Below are 20,697 nucleotides of genomic sequence, written 5' to 3'. Positions count from 1 at the left end.
TTCTTTGGGCTTATTCCACGAATACGGAAAATCCATATCAGCGGAATAAGTTAATCCCTGTTGCGTGAAATCCAATACCTTAGACATTAAGCGCCCCGCCCAATGTTTCTGGTCTTAATAAATTAATGGCTGTTTCACAACGACGAGAAATGACATCAACAGTCTGGCGGTAAACATCCAGTGTCTTGATGCCTTTCCCTTTTACTCTCATGACATGATATGAGGTCAGCTCAATCGCAATAAACCACGGATCAGAGCTACAACAGACCAACTCATAACAACGAGTTTTATTATTGATTTGCAGTAAGCGCCACTGAACATTTTTAGAATCATCGACATGGCGCTGAATCGCAAAGCGAGTACCGCTAATGTATACGCCATCTTTAGGGTCAAGCATCATGACTCAACCCCTGCCAAAACTGCGATAATTTCAGTTGCCGATTTACGATTTCCGTTCGCTGAAATTTTTCTCGGTGCTTCTATCTCATGGACAGTAAAGCCAAGATCAAGATACAGCTCTTTTGCTGTAAGAGAATTAGATACGGTAATAGGATTACCTTGACTGTCATTAATATCTTTTAATGCAACAGCCAACGCTCCTTGGTCTGCATCAGAAAAACCGGCAGTATGATAACGAGTGAAACTATCCCCCATATAAGGTGGATCGCAATAAACACCATCACCAAAATCAACGAGTGATAATGTATCTTGCCATTCAAGATTCAATATTCTAGTTTTGGTGAGATAGGCTTTATTACAGAAACTATCAATTTCATTTTTAGGGAAATAAGGTGCCTTGTAGTTACCAAAAGGAACATTGAATTTGCCTTGTTGGTTATAACGGCATAACCCATTAAAAGAATGCCTATTTAAATACAAAAATAAACTAGCTTGTCTAACCTGAGACATGCTTGATTTTGGGCTATTAAACTCATTTCTAAGCCGATAATAATCGATATCATTATTATTTTGCTTAAAAAAAGTTGAGGCTTCAAATATGACTCCATCTGGTACAAATGCTAGTGCTTCATAAAAATTAATTAAATCGGGATTAACATCAGCAATTAAATACTCCGCATAATCAGTATTCATCATTACTGCGCATGAGCCAGCAAATGGCTCAACCAAGCGGCTTGCTTTAGGCAAATGATGGCGTAGCTGCTCCATAATGCCAACTTTAGAACCAGCCCACTTGAGGGTAGTTTTATTAGATTTAGCCACGAAAATTATCCTCAATTCGAATAATTGAAAAAGAAATCATCACAAATTCAGGTAATGGCTTTAGTTCAGGATAAACATCGTTAATCTTTGTGATGTCAGTAATTAAGCATGAAATAGCATTACCCGTGTAACTGGCATATGGCTTATTGATTGAATTGAATTCACGTAAAAACAGCTCGTCACCCACCTGAAAATCTCTATCAGCACGGCGAAATTCTGCTGTTTTCAAACCATCTTGAACCAATCGAAAGTAACGAGGTGCAAGCTTAAGCTCATGTCTTCTTTTCACCGTCACACGCTCCGATAATGTTTGCTTTTAAGCTCAAAAATCGCTTGGCAATCAACGCAACGAGTACAGCCCATTGAGGCTATGCGACGCTGTTCAGGAATTGGTTTATCGCAATCTTCACACTCAAAAGCAGAAGCACTAACAACACGGCTTGTAACTGCTTTAATTTGCTGCTCTCGCATCAACATTTCGTGCTCACTTGCGCGGTCAATCTCTTTAGACATGATTCAGCTCCGCAGCTTGATTTTCTAAATGCTCAGCGTCACCCATCAGCAAATGAAAAATTTCAACATGGGTCATTTTTTCTTTTAACGCTTTGTAAGCTAAAGAACGCTGGCGAGCAGCAAAGCCGTCAACAAGCGTTTTTCGCTCATCTTCTCGGTTGGCTTTGATGTTTTCTGCAACTGGGGTAAACACTGGATCAGGAAATTTCTTCATATTCATTACCTATATTCAGGTTGTAAAAAGTCCTGACAAATTAATGTCATTATTTTTATTGGTTAATTAAATTAGATTGGCATTGCTATTTGATTCGGAATTAATGCATTTAATGCCTTTATTTGATTGAGTGCTGTAATAAGCTGCTTTTGCTCGGCAACATTTAAATCATCAAATTTCATTTCTCTTTTTTCACTTAATTTCGCAAGATGAAAAATCATATTTAATATTCTTTCGTCTTGTTCTCTTAAATAATCAATGAAACCTGATAGCTGTTGATTATTCGGCTCTTCTTTACGACATTTTAATAATTCTGTTTTCATTTCCGCAGCTCTATTTAGTGCCGCAGTGCGTTCTTCTATCGTTCCCCCATCATTAAAGTATCTGTCATATGATTTTCTTTTTTTGCAATGAGCGCTAGACAAGCTTGATTGAAAGCTAATAATTTTGGCTGTATCTACTTTTTCGCCGTGATTATGTTTTTCTTTCATTGCTGCGCTGCCCATAATCAAACCCCGTAAAGGCTGTCGATGTAATTAGTTGCTTGAGACATCGAATCAAATAACCCGAAAGAATTATCATCACGTTGAACATGAAAGCGAGTTACTGGATTCAGCGCCTTCGCCGGTAACATAACTATTTGAAAGTTACGATACTTAAAGCTATGTGTTGAAACCTGTATGACTCCCATATTACAAACCCAACCATAAAAGCCATGCATCACGCTGTTCTTTCGGTCGATTTGAGTGAGCCTCATCCATACCTTTATTAAAAGCAGTGATACTAATCCAAACCTCCCCAGCTCGACTTTCCGGCTTTGTTGGATCTCTAAATTCGATCACTGGCAATTTTCCACTTTTAACCATGGAGTCAACCGCGCCCTTACTTTTACCAATCATCTCGGCAAACTTAGCAACAGGCACAGCGTTAACCGGATATTTTACATTGATTTGCTCTTTGTTCATTTGCTACCCTCGTTAGATCAAACCCTTTAAAACTGTTTATCTCTGGTTTTGAGGGGTTTTCACGCCCTCAATGGTTTTAATTTTAAAACCATTGAGGGAAATATAGTCTGGACATTGGAACCTGTCAATGAATATTTCTCAGAAGATAAGAGCCATTAGGCAAGCCGAAGGATTAACTCAAATTAAATTTTGCGAGCTACTGCAACTTCCACTAAGTACATTAAAAAATTATGAAGGAGGACACTCCAACCCTGCCTTAAATACCATTCTTCAAATAACCAACCATCCACGATTTGAAAAATACACGCTATGGTTACTGAATGACAAAGTAGCGCCAGAAGCGGGTCAAATAGCACCGGCTCTCGCACACTGTGGGCAAGAGAAAGAAACCTCACCCCGCTCAGAAAAGAAAACTGGTTAGACGTTCTATATCTATATTCTGATTACTGCTGGTCACAGTCAGTCAGTTACATCGGAGGGCTTACTTATGGCAATTAAGAAGCTCAATGATGGTCGATACGAAGTGGACATTCGCCCTAACGGAAGCAAAGGGGCTAGATTAAGAAGGATTTTTGCTCGCAAATCAGAGGCATTAACTTTTGAAAGATATGCAATAGTCAACGCCCAAGATTATGCTGAAAACGCAACACTATCAGGACGATTGAGACTAGACGCTATTCTCGATAAATGGTGGTTATACCACGGACAAACATTAGAGAATGGCGAAATTGAAAGAATGCAGTTACGAAAAACAATTAAGCTATTGGGAAACCCCACTCTGAATCAACTAGGCAAACAAACCCTACTTGAACACAGGGGGAATAGACTGATGAGTGGTATCAAAGCGACAACAATAAATCGGGATATGTACCGTTTATCTGGCATGTTTTCTGCGCTTGAAACCCTAGAATTGCTTGATTATAAAAACCCACTAAATGGATTACCTCCATTAAAAGAGGAAACTCCTGAAATTATTTTTCTTAGTGAGGAACAAATTATTTCTTTGCTAAATGAGTTCACTGGTGATTACAAGCTTTTCGCTCTCCTTTGTTTAAGTACCGGTGCAAGGTGGGGTGAGGGTGCAGCATTACACAGTGAGCAAGTTCAGAATGGAAGAGTAACATTTTTGAAAACAAAAAATGGCAAGAAGCGGATTATCCCGATATCTGACAAACTGTCTGAACAAATTAAGACTAAAGATTCAGGTCCGCTATTTGACATAAATTACGAGACTTTCAGGCTTGCATTACGAAATTTGTTCCCTGAACTCCCTAGGGGTCAAGCTACTCACGTTTTGCGGCATACGTTTGCTAGTCACTTTGTTATGAATGGTGGGAATATTGTTGCTCTTAAAGAAATTCTTGGTCATGCAAGCATTAATCAGACAATGGTATATGCTCACTTAGCGCCAGATTACTTAGAGTTAGCAATAAAACTCAACCCGTTAAATGACATAAAAATTTAATTGTCTTGAGGTGGGCGACCGTCCACATTCCGTCCACCTCTAAAAGCTTTTATGAACTTTTATAATCATTTAACAAGTTATAACTTGTTGTTTTTTAATGATTTGATTTGTAAGTCATTGAAAAAAAAGCCCCTAAAAGGGGCTATAAAGACAGGGATGGTGTCTATGGCAAGGAAAAAACTTCAGTTATTGCTACTTCACTACTTACTTAAGAACTCAACTACAGGCTTTAAAACTCAACAATTTTCACTACTAGGATATCTATTGCTTAACTTGAAATTCAGCCATCTTATGCTGATGAATTTGCTCAAGTTGCGCCTTCTGCTCTGGCGTCAGTAACTGGTATAATTCATAATGAATACGTGCCATATCTACACGTTCATCCAGTTCTTTTTGCAATTGCTTTTCAAGTTGTTTTCGAACAGCTTTTTCATCGAAGCTATCCGATATAATAAGTTTGTGTAATTCATTATGTTGCTGGACTGACTCAGCATCTTCAACATGTCGATGTCGCTGGGTAGCCATCAAATCGCGTAATCTTTGGCGTTGTTCTTCATTCAACGTGATACCATTGAACAAAAAAGTACTTGCTCGCTCCTCATGACTAAACAATTCATGGTTTTGAACTTGAATAGAAATGCGAGTTGTTGGCTCTGATTGTTCTGACTGCATCTGTAACACAAGAATTGGCATTTCATCATTATTCGTACTATTTTCTGATGACTCACCAAGTGCAGTGACAGGTGCAAAAATAAATGCAGAAGCTAAAACAAATGCTGCTGTTTTATGTACTGAACTATTTATTGTTCTATGTACTATTCTTTGCATTTAGATACCTTGTCTCCGAACTGTGCTCGTGATTCAATACGGATAAATATACGCGGTCGGCTGCAAACTAGCGTCAGAGCATGTAAAAGAACGTAAAGTCATGGAATAGTAAAGATTCTTATCGTATTTTGGCAGTTGGAGGACTTAATTAATGCATAAAATCCTATTGGTTGATGACGACCGTGAACTCACGTCGCTCTTAAAAGAACTGCTGGAAATGGAAGGTTTCAATGTTGTCATTGCCTATGATGGTGAACAGGCATTGCAGCAAATCGACTCATCCATTGACCTATTACTCCTTGATGTCATGATGCCAAAGAAAAATGGGATTGAGACATTAAAAGAGTTACGCCAATTACATCAAACCCCCGTCATTATGTTAACGGCTCGGGGCAGTGAATTGGATAAAGTCCTCGGCTTAGAACTAGGCGCTGATGACTATCTGCCAAAACCATTTAATGATAGAGAACTGGTTGCGCGTATTCGAGCCTTATTACGCCGCTCAAACTGGAGCGAGCAAACTCAAGGCGACAATAGTAATACCCCAACATTGCAAGTGGATAAATTACAGCTCAATCCAGGTCGTCAAGAAGCCAGTTTCGATAACGAAATTCTGGATTTGACCGGAACCGAGTTCACCCTGCTCTATTTATTAGCGCAGCATTTGGGGCAAGTGGTTTCCAGAGAACATTTAAGCCAAGAAGTCCTAGGTAAACGCCTCACGCCATTTGACCGTGCGATTGATATGCACATTTCAAATTTACGTCGCAAACTTCCTGAACGTACCGATGGGCAGCCGTGGTTTAAAACTTTACGTGGTCGTGGTTACTTAATGGTTTCGGCAACATGATCAACAGCTTAACCGCTAGAATATTTGCGATTTTCTGGTTCACCCTCGCACTGGTTTTAATGCTAGTGCTGATGGTGCCCAAGCTAGACTCAAGGCAGCTCACCGTCCTAATGGAAAGTGAGCAACGCCAAGGGGAAATGCTTGAGCAACATATTGAAGCTGAACTCGCGCAAGCACCGATGAACGACCTGCTTTGGTGGCGGCGGATTTCTAACGCCATCAAAAAGTGGGCGCCACCCGGTCAACGGCTGATTATTGTGACCAGTGAAGGGCGCGTCATTGGCGCTATGCCGAGTGAAATGCAGGTGATCCGTAACTTTATCGGTCAATCCGATAATGCCGATCACCCGAAAAAGAAAAAGTACGGTCGAGCTGAAATTCTGGGCCCTTTCTCGATTCGAGATGGCGAGGATCACTACCAACTGTATTTAGTTCGTCCGTCAAGTAGCCCACAGTCAGACTTTATTAACTTACTGTTCGACCGACCTTTCTTGCTATTAATTGCCACAATGTTGATCAGTGCGCCTCTACTTTTATGGCTTTCATGGAGTTTGGCTCGTCCAGCCCGTAAGCTAAAAATGGCGGCGGATGATGTGGCCAAAGGTAATTTACGCCCTCATCCTGAGTTAGAATCTGGGCCTCAAGAATTCCTCTCGGCGGGTAACAGTTTCAACCATATGATCAGTGCGTTAGATGGTATGGTGACCGCTCAACAACGGTTAATTTCTGATATTTCTCATGAACTGCGTACACCACTGACTCGCCTACAATTAGCGACTGCACTATTGCGCCGTCGTCATGGCGAAAGTAAAGAGTTGGAACGTATCGAAACAGAGACTCATCGATTAGACAGTATGATCAATGACTTGCTGGTACTGTCACGCAGTCAGCACAAAAATGAGATCCTGCGAGAAAATATCACCGCCGATGAGCTTTGGGGAGATATTCTGGATGATGCCAGCTTTGAAGCTGAGCAGATGAATAAAACCTTAGATGTAATTTCGCCGCCAGGCCCTTGGTCGTTGTATTGTAATCCTTCCGCAGTGGGGAGTGCCTTTGAGAATATCGTGCGTAATGCGCTACGTTATTCCAATACCCATATCGCCGTTAATTTCAAAGAAGAAAATAATGGTGTGCTGATTACCGTCGATGATGATGGCCCGGGTGTTAGCCCTGCAGACCGTGAGCACATTTTCCGTCCGTTCTACCGTACTGATGAGGCGCGTGACCGGGCATCAGGAGGCACGGGATTGGGCTTAGCGATTGTCGAAACCGCAATTTCGCAGCATAAAGGCTGGGTAAAAGCGGATGACAGCCCGCTCGGAGGCTTACGATTACAGATTTGGCTGCCAGAGCACGGGCGCTAGAATCTCATCCATAGTTGTATAAGAATAGATAGAGTAGAAGCCTTCAGTTGATATCATTTCGACTGGAGGCTTTTTTATGGTTTATTGCAAATTATCTTAGCCAATATCTGCGTAAATAAAATAGCTGTAAATAGATCCATAGGTTCTGTTATTGAGTACTAATTATTTATCGAATTTTGATATTCATATTTAAATCATTTTTGCCAATTACCATAAGGTATTTTCCTTGACGAAATTGCTATCTAAAATAGTTATAATTTTATCAGTAAGATAATTCTCATAAGACTCTACCAAATTCGATTGCGTTATTAACCCCCAAATTCACGCGGATAATTTGTTTTTCTGATATTTTAATAACATAGATATGATTATGAGGATAAATATCAGTATTCTTATAGTGTCACTAGGCGTTGCTGATTCATATTCATGGTTGATTGATGCACTATTTAGCCGCGGAGTTTACGCAAAAAAACTGCTTTATGTGAAATCCTTAACAGCTAGCAGTGTTTTATTACGTAATATAACGTTATAGGCTGCAATTTGCCCACTTACTCAATCTGATGGTATCAATATGATTTAGGGCGACTCATATGATAGTCACCCTCAGTCTTTAGTGTTATTATTAAGGGCTTTTGATTGATTGTGTCAATTGTGGGAAAACCCGCTGAGATGATAGTCAGAAGCAGTGTTTATTCATTGACCTTGATGATAAAATTTGCAAGGAATTCAATGAATAAGCATTAGAATTGAAAACTCAATGGAGCTCTGGGACCCGAAAACCCAGTGCGGTAGCTATGGGTGTTATATTCATATTGCGACTCTATTAAAATAACAAAGGCAAAAATAATGTGTGGATTTTTTATTTCAAATCATTATTCAATAAATAAGCAACACGAAAAAATTTTAGAGAGTACATTACGATTTAGAGGTCCTGATGGCTCTTCAGGAATCATTAGTAATGGAGATTGGCACGCATATCATGCTCGACTCTCTATTATCGATTTGGAGTCAGGCGTTAATCAACCAGTTAAAGATCTTCATGGTGGATTACTGGTATTTAATGGTGAAATATTAAACTACAAAGAATTAGGATATAAATATTTCGACCGAGAATTTAAAAGTGATACATTATTATTAAATGAATTAATCACAAATAAAAAATTATTTTTAAATGAATTAGATGGATTTTTTGCATTTGTTTATATAAATAAAAACAATGAAATTGAATATGCCGCTAGAGACCGATTTGGTGTAAAACCACTTTTTTTCTATAAAGAAGGTAACAGCTATAGTTTTTCTTCAGAACCTAATACACTTAAAAAAATTTTCAATCTAAAAGTCAATCCTGATAGCATTGAAGAATATAAAGCAACTAGAGCCCCTATTTTTAGTGGCTCATACTTTGATGGAATATCTCAAGTTAATCCAGGAGAATGCTTAATAAATGGATATTATTTTCAAGCATCAGAATATCTTAATGAAAACTACAGTGACATATCAGAAGTAGAGCTGCTAGCCGCTATAACTAAAGGGCTTAACTCTAGAAAAATCTCTGATGCACCGATTGGATTACTTTTAAGTAAAGGTATTGATAGTAATTTATTAAAAGCCATTGGTAAGTTTGACCGCTATTATTCAATTGGATTTGAAGGAGATGCTGATATATCATATTTGCAATCGAAAAAAATTGAAAACTTGAAAATAGCAATATGTACACCAGAGCAATATCTCCATGACTTCAATTATCTTTTAAATTTAAGAGGAGAACCTCTTTCTGTTCCTAATGAAGTACTTTTATATCAAATCGCTAAAATTGCAGCAAAAGATGGTATTAAAGTATTACTTTCTGGAGAGGGCGCCGATGAGTTTTTTGCTGGATATGATCGAATTTTCAAGTGGGCAAGTGAAGTAGATAATTTTGACTTAGATATATTTTTGGATATGTATTGTTACATTACACCAGAGAAAGGCTCTAAACTATATAATACGTTTAAACAGTTATTTTCTAGTATAAAAATAGTGAATCCCTTCGAAAAAGTACGATGGTTTTTCATTAGATATCATATGCCAGTTCTTTTTAGACGATTAGATTTTGCTTTAATGGCAGCTGGTGTAGAGGGTCGAGAACCGCTAGCTAATCAACATATATTTAGTCTAGCTGTAAAATATAGTGCTAAATCTTTGATGAGTAAAACACTTGGAAAGGTTCCACTAAGAGATCTACTTAGTAACTATTTAGGTCGCGATTTTGCGTATGAAAAAAAAGTTGGGTTCCCTGTTAATTTGGAAACTATTTTCACAAACCATGATAAATTAAGCTCATATGAATTATGGTTTAATGAAAATCTAAAGGTATTACAAAAATGATTATTGGATATACTAGCGGTGTTTATGACCTATTTCATATTGGGCATGTAAATATATTACGTAATGCTAAATCAATGTGTGATAAATTAATTGTAGGAGTCACAATTGATGAATTGGTTTCTTATAAAGGAAAGCAACCTGTAATTCCATATCATGAGAGAATTGAAGTAGTAAGAGCGTGCCGCTATGTTGACGTTGCAATACCACAAAATAATATGGATAAGGCTGCTGCTGCAAAAAAATGTCAAGCTTCCTATCTTTTTGTAGGCGATGATTGGTATGCAACAGAAAAATGGCAACAACATGAAAATGAATTAGCAGAAGTTGGTTGTAAAGTTATTTATTTCCCATATACACAAGGTACATCAAGTACATTAATCAACACAACATTAAATCATCTCAGAAATAATAACACTGACAATATATAAAATTAAGCATACTGATAATGAATCGGATCTATAAAAATATACTATCTTTAACATTGATTCAACTTTTTAATTATATATCGCCATTGCTTGTATTACCTTATTTAAGTAGAACATTAAGTATTGATGGATTCGGATTGTTAATGTTATCAATGTCTATGATATCCATATGCTTAGTCATTTCAGATTTTGGATTTAATTTATCTTCTACATATTGGATAGCAAAAAATAGAGATGATAGAATAAAAGTTTCAAAACATATTGGTGCTGTATTTTGCATTAAATTATTATTGATAATATTATTGATAATAATGTTATCAATCTATATTTTGAAAATCACAACCTTACCCATTCAAAAAAAAGAAACCTATTTATTAACATTATCCCTAATCATTATATTTCAGTCATTTCAACCAACTTGGTTCTTTCAAGGTATTGAACGAATGTTCAATATAACTATATTCATGGCTCTATCTAAATTAAGCTATGTTTTACTGGTTTTTTCATTTGTGAAAAAAAATGATGATATTGATACTACATTATATTGCCTATTAGTATCTAATTTCATTGGTGCTATTTTTAGTATCGTTTCAATTTATTTAAATAAATACAGCATCAAACTCCCTTCTCTATACGACATAATCAATATATTAAAAAGCAGCTATACATATTTTTTATCACGAGCATCTGTCGTTATATATACATCTGCAAGCACATTCATTGTTGGTAGCTATTCAGGGCTTAATCAAGCAGCTTTATTTTCTAGTGCAGAGAAACTGTATCAAGCTGGACAAAGTATTACATCTCCCGTAAGTCAAGCCATATTTCCTCACATTGCAAGAACTGGTGAAAAAAATATATTATATAAATTTATCGCAATAGTATTATTTCCACTCACAATATTATGTCTTTTTTGTTTGTTTTTTTCAAAAGACATAATTACTATTTTTTATGGAAAAGAATATATTGATGCATATCAAGTATTGAATATCTTTATAATTTGTACATTAGTTAATTTTCTTGGTGTGAATTTTGGATACCCTGCATTTGCAACATTAAATAGACTAGATATACCTAATAAGACTACAGGATTAGGATGTCTATTTCAATTAATCAGCCTGATTACCCTCTACCAACTAGAAAATATAACCGCCTACTCTGTAGCTTGTTCTATTTTAATAACAGAAACTCTAGTCATGTTGACTAGAATTTTTTTCTTTTTAAAATTAAAAAATAATCCATAAATTATGTTGAAAAATATAACCTTACTATTTATTAAATTAATAAATGTCATATCGATTAAGAAAAATATAATTTTATTTTATAGCACACCAGATCTATCTGACAATGCCTTAGCATATTATCACCATATAAAAAGCAACAAAAAATGGCGATGTATTTGGGTTGTTAAGGATATTGAGTATACTGAAAAAGTAATGCTGTCAGAAAAAATAACAAACCTTGAGTATATAAAAGTAAATTCAATAAAAGAAATTTACTACTCCCTTATATCAAAAGTACACATTAACACACATGGTTCAGGCTATAAAAAATTCAAATTCTCTAAGTTTCCAATAGTTGTTTCATTGTGGCATGGTAGCCCTATAAAAAAAATAGGAAGAGATATTAACGAAACCATATGTCAACAAGATATATTGATCTCTGGGGCTGATTACTTTATTCCATTTATGCAAAGCAGTATAGCATCACCTTCATGTAAAATGATTACAACAGGGCTTCCTAGAAATGACTGGATAACTAAACGTTTATCATCTACAGCAATAGCTGATAAAAAAAACATGAAAAACTTTATAATATGGATGCCTACATTTTTCAAATCAAAAAATGGCTCATTACGTGAAAAGTCATTTAATGATGGTGAAATTAATGATGGATACATTAGCTTTCTACCATTATCAAAATTCAAAGAGCTGAATAGTGTTCTTTCCCAGTTAGAACTAATTATCTATATTAAATTACACCCTTATGATATTTTAAATGACTGGAATTTCTCCTCATTCAACTGTGAAAATATTAAAGTAATTAAATATGATGACTTTGATTTCATCGGAAGCAAACTTTATTCTATGTTATCAGACTCTTCTGGATTAATAAGTGATGTTTCATCTGTTATTTTTGACTATGTATATACATCGAAACCAATAGGTATTGATACCTACTCCAGCCAGAAATACTTGAGACCACTATATTTTAATATTCAAGAATCTGAATTAAATACGTTAAAAATAAATGATTTCAATTCACTCTTTAATTTTCTTCACTATGTAAGAAAAAATGAGCATAAAAAAACAAAATCCATATATGCTCATTACTCTGATACAACATTTTGTAGTAATGTTGAAAAAATAATAAATGAACAATTATAATTAATAAGGTATAGCGTGAATATGCTTAAAATTTGTTTTTTCATTGGCAACTTAAACAATTCAGGTGGAACGGAAAGAATAACATCCGTTATAGCTAATGAATTAGCCAAGAAAAACTATGATGTGTCAATTCTAAATTTAAGTGGTGGAGAGAAACCTTTTTTTGATTTAAATGAAAGCGTGAAGGTATTTCAACTACATGCCAAAAAATATAGTGCCTTTATTCAGCTCCCAATGACTATTTTTAAATTAAGGCGCTTCCTAAAACTTAATAAGTTTGATGCTATTATTGATGTCGACACAATGCTATCAATATATACTATACCTGCAAAATTTGGCATGCATGAAACTAAACATTATAGTTGGGAACATTTCAATTATAATGTGACGCTTGGAAAATCATCCAGAAAAAAAATTCGAAATATTACTGCCTATTATGCAGATATGATTATTACCTTAACTGAAAAGGATAAATCTTATTGGATAAAAAATACTTCAGTAAAAAACATTTGTGTTATTCCTAATCCAATAACTATAAACTCTAATAATCCCCACGATAGAAGTCTAATTCCAAGAGAAAAAATAATTCTTGCTGTTGGGCGATTAACTCATCAAAAAGGTTTTGATATATTAATTTCATCATGGGAGATAATTAGCAAGCAATATCCAAATTGGAAACTAAGAATTGTAGGTTCTGGTGAAGATGAAATTAAACTAAAAAATATGATAATGGAATTATCTTTAAATTCTTCGGTACAAATAGTTCCTAATACCTCTAACATTTTAGCAGAATACTATACTGCCTCATATTTTATTTTAAGCTCTAGGTTTGAAGGCTTTGGGTTAGTTATATTGGAAGCTCAGGCATGTGGGTTACCCGTTATTTCTTTCGATTGTGATGTTGGTCCAAGTGAAATAATTCAACATAATAAATCCGGGTGGCTATGTAAGCCTGATGATATACAAGACCTATCATTACATATAAAAAATGCCATTCAATTGCTAGAGTTAGATTATGATATGTATAATCAATTTCAAAAAAAATCAATAATAAATTCCAATAGATTTTCCATGGAAAATATATTACCTCTTTGGATAGAATTACTGAGAAAATAGCATGATGAAAATTGTTTTTATAACAACAGGACTAGGTATGGGAGGTGCAGAAAAACAACTTTGTAACCTTGCAGATGAATATGTAAAAAGGGGGCATTTTGTACATATTATATCTCTAACTGATACATTAATCATAAAACCACAAAAATCTGAAGTTAAGATTGATTGTCTAAATTTAAAAAAATCTTTATTCGGTTTTATTAAAGCCTATTTTTCAGCTCGTAAGATAATAATAAAAATTAAACCTGATGTTGTTCACAGCCACATGATTCACGCCAATATATTTGCTAGATTATTACGCATATCCACACCAATGAAGTTTTTAGTATCAACTATGCATAATAAAAATGAAGGTGGCAGGCTACGAATGCTCTCATATCGATTTACTGACTTTCTAGCTGACATATCAACTAATGTAAGTCAAGAAGCAGTTGATGAGTTTCTAGAAAAAAAAGCTGTAACACCGAATAAAATCCGAACACAATATAATGGAATTGATACAACTAAATTTACATTTTCTCAAAAATCTAGGATTTCAATTAAAAGTGAATTAAATATTTCTGAAAATGATATTGTCTTTCTATCTGTCGGCCGGTTAACAAAAGCTAAAGATTACCCTAACTTATTAGTTGCTTTTTCTCATGTTAGAGCTACCTACTCCAATATAAAAATTTTAATTATTGGTGATGGTGAATTAAAAGAAGAGCTTCACTCTTTGACTAAAAAATTAAATCTTGAGAGTAATGTAATTTTTTTAGGTTTAAAAGATAATATTCATGATTGGATGTCTGCATGTGATTTTTTTGTACTTTCATCGGAGTGGGAAGGCTTTGGTTTAGTTGTGGCAGAAGCGATGTCATGCGAAAGAATAACTATTGCAACTGATAGTGGTGGGGTTAAAGAGGTATTAGGTAATAATGGATTTCTAGTACCTATTAAAGATAGTAAAAAACTTTCGGATGCTATATTAAAAGCCATATCAATGCCAAATCTAGATAAAGAAAATCTCCAAAAGTTAGCAAGAAAACACATTGAAGATAATTTTTCTATTGAAAATATCGTATCCAACTGGATTGAAATATATTCAAATGCAAAAAAATAAAATCAACCTAGATATAAAAAAATCTTCTGACGTATGGTTATTGAGTAGTATAATTCTTTTTTTTTCTATTATATTACCATCTCCTATAATTACTTATGGTACTCAACTCGTATTTCTTGGATTTATTTCCACATTCATTTATTTATCTAATAATTCTGTGAAAATTAGAAGTCTAATAGTTACATTATCATTAATTTCTTTCATTTTAGTCTGGACTAGTATTCAATCATTTTTTTTATTACACCAAGAGTTAATTTGGTTACAAACGATGCGAGTGTGTTTTTGGATTATTTGTAGCTATTTTATATTTGAGAAAATATCGAGATTTAATAATGACACTTACATAAAATCTATAAGAATTGTAATACTTATCTTATCTCTTTCCGTTATAATTCAATTTTCATCCTATTATTTACTTAGTTTTAATATCGATTATTCTGAAATGTTAGGCGGCATAAACTCCCGAACATCTTATTCCAATGGGGCGTTTAGACCATCAGGATTAACTGCGGAACCATCCATTATATCAGGTATAATCGTATCCCTATTAACAATATATTACCTTATAAAACCAAAATTAGATGTGTATTATTTTATAGGTGCAATAAGTTGTTTCTTAACTTTATCGACACTTGGAATAATATTGATATCCCTATATTTGACAATAATTTTATTCAAAAAAAATAACCTTCCTATTTTTATATTATTCCTATGCCCATTATTACTAATTTCCATACCGGAAATATTAGAACGTTACGATATATTTCAATCTGGTCTCGATTCCAGTAATAATATTAAATTTGAAATAATTAAAAATCTTCTATCTTCTGAACATCTTTTATATTTTGGTTATGGATTGACTGGTAAAAGCATATCTGCGCCTTTATTTTACGAAGCTTTATATGACCTTACTATATTTGGTTCATTTTTTGTGATTTTTGGAGTACCTATAGGCATTTTATTGGTTATTACCTTTTTAATTTTCTTGGCTCATATAAATTTTAATTTCAAAGAAAAATCACTAATTTTATTATGCTTTATGAAAATATCCTCACCCACCTTCATTTTTTTTAATTTATTTATTATATTAATAATTATTATATCCCAAAAAAATGCCAAAAAATATGAATAATAAAATTGCTATTGTAATCACTAAATCTGAAATTGGCGGCGCTCAAACTTGGGTGTTAGAATTATATAACATATTAAAACCCACCTTCGATGTATATTTAATAACATCAGAAAATGGTTGGTTGACAAATTACTTTTCAATTGAAAATACATTTATCATTCCTGAATTGGCAAGCGCTAAAAAACCATCTTGCATTTTTAAAATATCAAAAATCTTGAAAAAAAATAATATTGATACTGTTATTTCAAATTCAGCTAATGCTGGTCTATATGCTCGTCTAGCTAAACTACTAAAACCTCATAATCATATATATGTCTCTCATGGTTGGTCCTGTATATATAACGGAGGGAAATTTAAAAATGTTTTTTGTTGGATTGAAAAATCATTATCATTGATTTCGAATACTATCCTTTGTGTTTCCGAGCAAGATAAAAAAAATGCCATGAACATTATTGGTATAAGTGAAAATAAAATTTCCGTTATAAAAAATAGAATATCCCCACTAAAAAGAAAAGAAAACGTAAACGATAGATTAAAAGCTCTTTTTGTAGGAAGAATGATTCATCCTAAGCGAGCTGACTTATTTATTGAAGCAGCGAAAAAAACACCTTCCGTAGATTTTTATCTAGTTGGTGATGGCCCTCTGCTTGAAAGTTTCAAATCACAATGTTCCGATAGACATAAAAATATATTTTTCTTAGGTGAAATTAATAATTTTAATACTTATCATGACTTTGATATCTTCGTTCTTTGCTCTGATAGCGAAGGGTTACCAATGTCAGCTATAGAGGCAGGTTCCGCTGGCTTACCATTAATTTTAAGTGATGTTGGTGGATGCTCTGAACTTATATATTATTCCGATGGAAAAAGTAATGGACTATTAATGAATAATGATGTGGACAATTTACTTAAGGCATTGACAGAAATATCAGAAAATTATTTAGCCTATTATAATTGTGCACAAAATACACGGTATCAATTTAATATTGAATCTGTCGCGACTGAATATATCAAACTAATTCAAGGATAATGGTTTATGCTAACAATCATCGGTGGTTCCGGTTTTATCGGAACACGTCTGTCAAACCAATTAAAATCTCAAAATATCGATTTCAAAATTGTTGATATCGAAAAAAGTGAAGCGCACCCTGAAAAATGGGAATTTGGTGATGTCACTAAACCAGAAACACTTATCGAGCCATTAAAAGGCAGTGATGTCATTATCAACCTATCAGCTAAACATAAAGATAATGTTCATCCAATAAGTCTTTATTACGACGTCAATGTTGATGGTGCGAAGAATGTCTGTAATGTTGCAGACCAACTCGGCATCAAACATATTGTTTTTACTTCATCTGTTGCTGTTTATGGTTTCGTTGAGAAAGAAACGGGTGAAGATGGCGAATATCATCCATTCAACCACTACGGTAAATCTAAATTAGAAGCAGAATATGTCTATGACGCATGGCAGGCGCAGTCTGCGGATAAAATCTTAGTTACCATTCGTCCAACCGTTGTGTTTGGTGAAAATAACCGTGGGAATGTTTATAACTTATTCCGCCAAATCGCATCTGGTCGCTTCTTAATGATCGGTTCGGGTAACAACCAAAAATCAATGGCATATGTTGAAAACATTGCAGCATTCATACTATTTGCCACCACCTTCACAGAAGGCAAGCACGTATTTAATTACATCGATAAACCTGATTTTACGATGAATGAATTAACTACAATCATCTGTGGTGCTTTAGATAAACCAAAATCCAATATCCGCATTCCATATCCAGTTGGAATTTTAGGTGGCTATTGCTTTGACGTACTTTCTAAACTCACAGGGAAAGAATTCCCAGTGAGTAGTATTCGTGTAAAAAAATTCTGTGCTCGTACACAATTTAAATCAAACTATATTGGAAATACCTCTTTTGTTCCGCCAGTCACTTTGGAACAAGGTATCGCTAATACAGTTCAGTACGAATTTAAATAAATTCAGAAAGGTTTATAGATAGGACTCAACCATGAACAACCCCAGCGTTCTAGTCACCGGCGGTCTTGGCTATATTGGCAGCCATACCTGTGTGCAAATGATCCAGCAAGGTATCCAACCGATTATTTTGGATAATCTGCATAATGCCAATCTTGAAGTACTTAACCGCATTGAAACTATCACGGGGACTAAACCTACGTTCTACCAAGGGGATGTTCGTGATAAAGCAATTTTGGATACTATTTTTGCCGAGCATTCCATTAGATCCGTCATTCATTTTGCAGGTCTAAAGGCGGTTGGTGAGTCAGTTGAAAAACCAATTGAATATTATGATGTGAATGTGAATGGCACCTTAGTTTTAGTTCAAAGCATGCAGCAAGCGGGCGTGAAAAGTTTAATTTTCAGCTCCTCGGCGACAGTATATGGTGATCCAGAAGAAGTACCACTGACTGAAAATTCAAAAGTAGGTGGCACCACCAATCCTTACGGTACCAGTAAGTATATGGTAGAGCGTATCTTAACAGACCTGCATATCGCAAAAAATGAATGGTCCATTACCTTATTACGCTACTTCAACCCTGTTGGTGCTCATCAATCTGGGTTAATTGGTGAAGATCCGCAAGGTATCCCAAATAATTTAACACCTTATATAGCTCAAGTTGCTGTCGGGCGTCATAAAGAAGTTATGGTATTTGGAGATGACTATCCAACCCCTGATGGAACGGGTGTGCGTGATTATATCCATGTGATGGATTTAGCCGATGGCCATATTGCTGCACTGACCCATACAAGCCAAAAATCAGGATTATATATTTATAATCTTGGTACAGGCAAAGGCACCAGTGTTTTAGAAATGATCGCAGCCTTTGAAAAAGCCGCTAATAAGCCAATTTCATACAGAGTCGTTGCTAGGCGCCCAGGTGATATCGCGGAATGTTGGTCTAGCCCTACAAAAGCATTCAATGATTTAGGCTGGAAAGCACAATATTCAGTACAAGATATGGTCGATGATAGTTGGCGCTGGCAATCAAAGAATCCTAACGGCTATAAATAATTTACTATTTAAATATGAATTTTTAGGCGAGCCACCAGCTCGCCTTTTTTATATCCCCCAACTCCCCGCCCCACGCAATGGATGCATATTGACAAAATTGCGCGTAAACTCTGCATCATCTTTTTATTCCGAAAAATATCTAATTAACGCTATGCCACATATTGTTTTATTCGAACCAGAGATCCCACCAAATACCGGGAATATCATCCGCTTATGCGCTAATACGGGTTTTAGTTTGCACCTTATTCATCCACTTGGATTTACTTGGGATGATAAACGGCTACGCCGTGCTGGGCTGGATTACAGTGAATTTGCTGATATCAAACACCATCATGACTACTATGCTTTTTTAGAAAGTGAAGGTTTAAATCCGGATAATAATCAGTCAGAAAGCGGTACTCGGGTGTTTGCATTAACCACCAAAGGCAAACCGAGCCATAGCAATGTCAGCTATCGCGAAGATGACTATTTGATGTTTGGTCCAGAAACTCGAGGCTTACCGCCTTATGTGCTCGACAATATGCCGATGGAGCAGAAAATTCGCATTCCAATGCTGGCAGAAAGCCGCAGTATGAATTTGTCGAACTCTGTTGCGGTGGTGGTTTTTGAGGCATGGCGTCAGTTGGGATATCCGGGCGCATTGCTGAAAGATTAGAAAATAATAAAGGAGCTAATTAAGCTCCTTTAATTTATCTTCTGAATGGTCAATCTCTATAGGGCTAGCTTGGATGAAAATATCTGAATGGCTATTATATTCATTGAGTTTTTCAAGTAAGGACGCTTCAGTTATACACGATACTCTCTTGTGATTTATAGCAACATCACATTGCTGCAAAGACTCAATAATACATACTTTCTCTACCACTCTATCTCCTTACCTAAATCCCATCCCCATCTTCAAAACCATCAATGTTCCCATTAAAGTTTTGATCCATTTCCAGAGATGGCTTATCGCTGGTTGGTTTACCTACAATGCGAGCTGGGACTCCAGCAACAGTTGTATGAGGTGGAACTGGATGTAACACCACAGAGCCAGCACCAATTTTTGCACCACGGCCGATTTCGATATTGCCTAAAATCTTTGCACCTGCACCAATCATGACCCCTTCACGTACTTTAGGATGACGATCGCCGCAAGTTTTACCGGTACCGCCGAGAGTAACCGACTGTAAAATCGAAACATCATTCTCAACAATCGCCGTTTCACCAATCACAATACCCGTTGCATGGTCGAGCATAATGCCACAACCAATTTGGGCTGCGGGATGAATATCAACACCAAAAGAAACCGAAATTTGATTTTGCAGGTATACAGCTAACGCCTTACGCCCTTCGCCCCATAGCCAATGACCGATCCGATAAGCTTGCAAGGCATGAAAACCTTTTAAATACAGCAGTGGAGTGGAATATTTATCAACGGCGGGGTCACGCAGGCGAACAGCGGAAAGATCCATCGCAGCGGAGAAAATCATCTGCTCATCATTGCGATAAGCTTCCTCAACAATTTCACGCACTTCCATGGCAGGCATAATCGGTGAACTGAGTTTATTGGCTAACATATAGCTGAGAGCGCTGCCGAGGTTTTCATGTTTCAGCAGTGTCGCATTAAAAAAACTGGCAAGTAACGGTTCGCAGTCAGCAAGCGCTTTGGCTTCTTCCTTTATATATCCCCAAATTCTATCCAGTTCTTCACGCGACATAATGGCT

25 protein-coding genes are annotated in these 20,697 nt (G+C 35.6%); 15 read left to right on the top strand and 10 right to left on the bottom strand.

Annotation, left to right across the window (positions count from 1 at the left end; translation table 11 throughout):
• Positions 1–79: 79 nt before the first annotated feature.
• The 7 genes from PROVRUST_RS17445 to PROVRUST_RS17410 form a co-directional block, all read right to left on the bottom strand.
• Entirely contained in the window at positions 80–400 is a 321-nt protein-coding gene (locus PROVRUST_RS17445) for a DUF5405 family protein (RefSeq protein WP_006816227.1), read from the bottom strand.
• Complete coding sequence (locus PROVRUST_RS17440) at positions 397–1,221, bottom strand: DNA adenine methylase (RefSeq protein ID WP_006816226.1); 825 nt, start codon at positions 1,219–1,221, stop codon at positions 397–399. The genes PROVRUST_RS17445 and PROVRUST_RS17440 overlap by 4 nt, the downstream gene beginning before the upstream one ends.
• Positions 1,214–1,510, bottom strand: coding sequence for a DUF3850 domain-containing protein (locus PROVRUST_RS17435; RefSeq protein ID WP_039855885.1), 297 nt, complete (start codon positions 1,508–1,510; stop codon positions 1,214–1,216). The genes PROVRUST_RS17440 and PROVRUST_RS17435 overlap by 8 nt, the downstream gene beginning before the upstream one ends.
• A 2-nt stretch (positions 1,511–1,512) precedes the next feature.
• The gene (locus tag PROVRUST_RS17430; RefSeq protein WP_006816224.1) at positions 1,513–1,734 is read right to left on the bottom strand and encodes a TraR/DksA family transcriptional regulator; all 222 of its coding nucleotides are present in this window, start codon (positions 1,732–1,734) and stop codon (positions 1,513–1,515) included.
• Positions 1,727–1,948 (bottom strand): DUF2732 family protein, encoded by a 222-nt coding sequence (locus PROVRUST_RS17425; RefSeq protein WP_039855883.1) that lies wholly within the window; start codon positions 1,946–1,948, stop codon positions 1,727–1,729. Before PROVRUST_RS17425 ends, PROVRUST_RS17430 begins: the two co-directional genes overlap by 8 nt.
• 71 nt (positions 1,949–2,019) lie before the next feature.
• Positions 2,020–2,454 (bottom strand): DUF5347 family protein, encoded by a 435-nt coding sequence (locus PROVRUST_RS17420; protein WP_006816222.1) that lies wholly within the window; start codon positions 2,452–2,454, stop codon positions 2,020–2,022.
• Positions 2,455–2,640: 186 nt separating this feature from the next.
• Positions 2,641–2,913 carry a Cox family DNA-binding protein gene (locus tag PROVRUST_RS17410; RefSeq protein WP_006816220.1) on the bottom strand — a complete coding sequence of 91 codons (273 nt, stop codon included), beginning with the start codon at positions 2,911–2,913 and terminating at the stop codon, positions 2,641–2,643.
• 127 nt (positions 2,914–3,040) lie between these two features.
• Between PROVRUST_RS17410 and PROVRUST_RS17405 the strand changes: the two genes are divergently transcribed.
• Both PROVRUST_RS17405 and PROVRUST_RS17400 read left to right on the top strand, forming a co-directional pair.
• Entirely contained in the window at positions 3,041–3,334 is a 294-nt protein-coding gene (locus tag PROVRUST_RS17405; RefSeq protein ID WP_006816219.1) for a helix-turn-helix domain-containing protein, read from the top strand.
• Positions 3,335–3,400: 66 nt separating this feature from the next.
• Positions 3,401–4,378 (top strand): phage integrase, encoded by a 978-nt coding sequence (locus PROVRUST_RS17400; RefSeq protein ID WP_006816218.1) that lies wholly within the window; start codon positions 3,401–3,403, stop codon positions 4,376–4,378.
• A gap of 261 nt (positions 4,379–4,639) precedes the next feature.
• Here the strand turns inward: PROVRUST_RS17400 and PROVRUST_RS17395 are convergent, their stop codons facing one another.
• Entirely contained in the window at positions 4,640–5,206 is a 567-nt protein-coding gene (locus PROVRUST_RS17395; protein WP_006816217.1) for a Spy/CpxP family protein refolding chaperone, read from the bottom strand.
• 151 nt (positions 5,207–5,357) lie between these two features.
• Here PROVRUST_RS17395 and cpxR point away from each other — a divergent pair, with 151 nt between their 5' ends.
• From cpxR to trmL, 13 genes are all read left to right on the top strand, one after another.
• Positions 5,358–6,056, top strand: coding sequence for an envelope stress response regulator transcription factor CpxR (gene cpxR, locus PROVRUST_RS17390; RefSeq protein ID WP_006816216.1), 699 nt, complete (start codon positions 5,358–5,360; stop codon positions 6,054–6,056).
• The gene (gene cpxA, locus PROVRUST_RS17385) at positions 6,053–7,423 is read left to right on the top strand and encodes an envelope stress sensor histidine kinase CpxA (protein ID WP_006816215.1); all 1,371 of its coding nucleotides are present in this window, start codon (positions 6,053–6,055) and stop codon (positions 7,421–7,423) included. Before cpxR ends, cpxA begins: the two co-directional genes overlap by 4 nt.
• 846 nt (positions 7,424–8,269) lie before the next feature.
• Complete coding sequence (locus tag PROVRUST_RS17380; RefSeq protein ID WP_006816213.1) at positions 8,270–9,790, top strand: asparagine synthetase B family protein; 1,521 nt, start codon at positions 8,270–8,272, stop codon at positions 9,788–9,790.
• The gene (locus PROVRUST_RS17375; RefSeq protein ID WP_006816212.1) at positions 9,787–10,218 is read left to right on the top strand and encodes an FAD synthase family protein; all 432 of its coding nucleotides are present in this window, start codon (positions 9,787–9,789) and stop codon (positions 10,216–10,218) included. The genes PROVRUST_RS17380 and PROVRUST_RS17375 overlap by 4 nt, the downstream gene beginning before the upstream one ends.
• 17 nt (positions 10,219–10,235) lie before the next feature.
• A complete protein-coding gene (locus tag PROVRUST_RS17370) occupies positions 10,236–11,459 on the top strand; it encodes an oligosaccharide flippase family protein (protein WP_071599566.1) in 1,224 nt (407 codons plus the stop codon).
• A 3-nt stretch (positions 11,460–11,462) separates the two neighbouring features.
• Positions 11,463–12,602 (top strand): CDP-glycerol--poly(glycerophosphate) glycerophosphotransferase, encoded by a 1,140-nt coding sequence (locus PROVRUST_RS17365; RefSeq protein ID WP_006816209.1) that lies wholly within the window; start codon positions 11,463–11,465, stop codon positions 12,600–12,602.
• A 21-nt stretch (positions 12,603–12,623) separates the two neighbouring features.
• Entirely contained in the window at positions 12,624–13,718 is a 1,095-nt protein-coding gene (locus PROVRUST_RS17360; RefSeq protein ID WP_006816208.1) for a glycosyltransferase family 4 protein, read from the top strand.
• A gap of 1 nt (position 13,719) precedes the next feature.
• On the top strand, positions 13,720–14,820 hold the full coding sequence (locus PROVRUST_RS17355) for a glycosyltransferase (RefSeq protein WP_006816207.1): 1,101 nt from the start codon (positions 13,720–13,722) through the stop codon (positions 14,818–14,820).
• The gene (locus PROVRUST_RS20590) at positions 14,807–15,952 is read left to right on the top strand and encodes a hypothetical protein (RefSeq protein ID WP_006816206.1); all 1,146 of its coding nucleotides are present in this window, start codon (positions 14,807–14,809) and stop codon (positions 15,950–15,952) included. Before PROVRUST_RS17355 ends, PROVRUST_RS20590 begins: the two co-directional genes overlap by 14 nt.
• Positions 15,945–16,982, top strand: a complete 1,038-nt coding sequence (locus PROVRUST_RS17345) for a glycosyltransferase (RefSeq protein ID WP_039855875.1) — start codon at positions 15,945–15,947, stop codon at positions 16,980–16,982. Before PROVRUST_RS20590 ends, PROVRUST_RS17345 begins: the two co-directional genes overlap by 8 nt.
• A gap of 6 nt (positions 16,983–16,988) precedes the next feature.
• Positions 16,989–17,936 (top strand): NAD-dependent epimerase/dehydratase family protein, encoded by a 948-nt coding sequence (locus PROVRUST_RS17340; protein WP_006816204.1) that lies wholly within the window; start codon positions 16,989–16,991, stop codon positions 17,934–17,936.
• Positions 17,937–17,967: 31 nt separating this feature from the next.
• The gene (gene galE, locus PROVRUST_RS17335; protein ID WP_006816203.1) at positions 17,968–18,990 is read left to right on the top strand and encodes a UDP-glucose 4-epimerase GalE; all 1,023 of its coding nucleotides are present in this window, start codon (positions 17,968–17,970) and stop codon (positions 18,988–18,990) included.
• Between the two features lie 151 nt (positions 18,991–19,141).
• Positions 19,142–19,645 carry a tRNA (uridine(34)/cytosine(34)/5-carboxymethylaminomethyluridine(34)-2'-O)-methyltransferase TrmL gene (trmL, locus tag PROVRUST_RS17330; protein ID WP_039855894.1) on the top strand — a complete coding sequence of 168 codons (504 nt, stop codon included), beginning with the start codon at positions 19,142–19,144 and terminating at the stop codon, positions 19,643–19,645.
• Positions 19,646–19,660: 15 nt separating this feature from the next.
• On the opposite strand, the gene PROVRUST_RS17325 is transcribed toward trmL, so the two are convergent.
• Both PROVRUST_RS17325 and cysE read right to left on the bottom strand, forming a co-directional pair.
• Complete coding sequence (locus PROVRUST_RS17325) at positions 19,661–19,855, bottom strand: hypothetical protein (protein ID WP_006816201.1); 195 nt, start codon at positions 19,853–19,855, stop codon at positions 19,661–19,663.
• A 13-nt stretch (positions 19,856–19,868) separates the two neighbouring features.
• A complete protein-coding gene (gene cysE / locus PROVRUST_RS17320) occupies positions 19,869–20,690 on the bottom strand; it encodes a serine O-acetyltransferase (protein ID WP_006816200.1) in 822 nt (273 codons plus the stop codon).
• Positions 20,691–20,697: the final 7 nt, after the last annotated feature.

It is taken from the genome of Providencia rustigianii DSM 4541 (assembly GCF_000156395.1).
GTDB lineage: Bacteria > Pseudomonadota > Gammaproteobacteria > Enterobacterales > Enterobacteriaceae > Providencia > Providencia rustigianii.
This window is presented reverse-complemented; position numbering and strand designations above follow the sequence as displayed.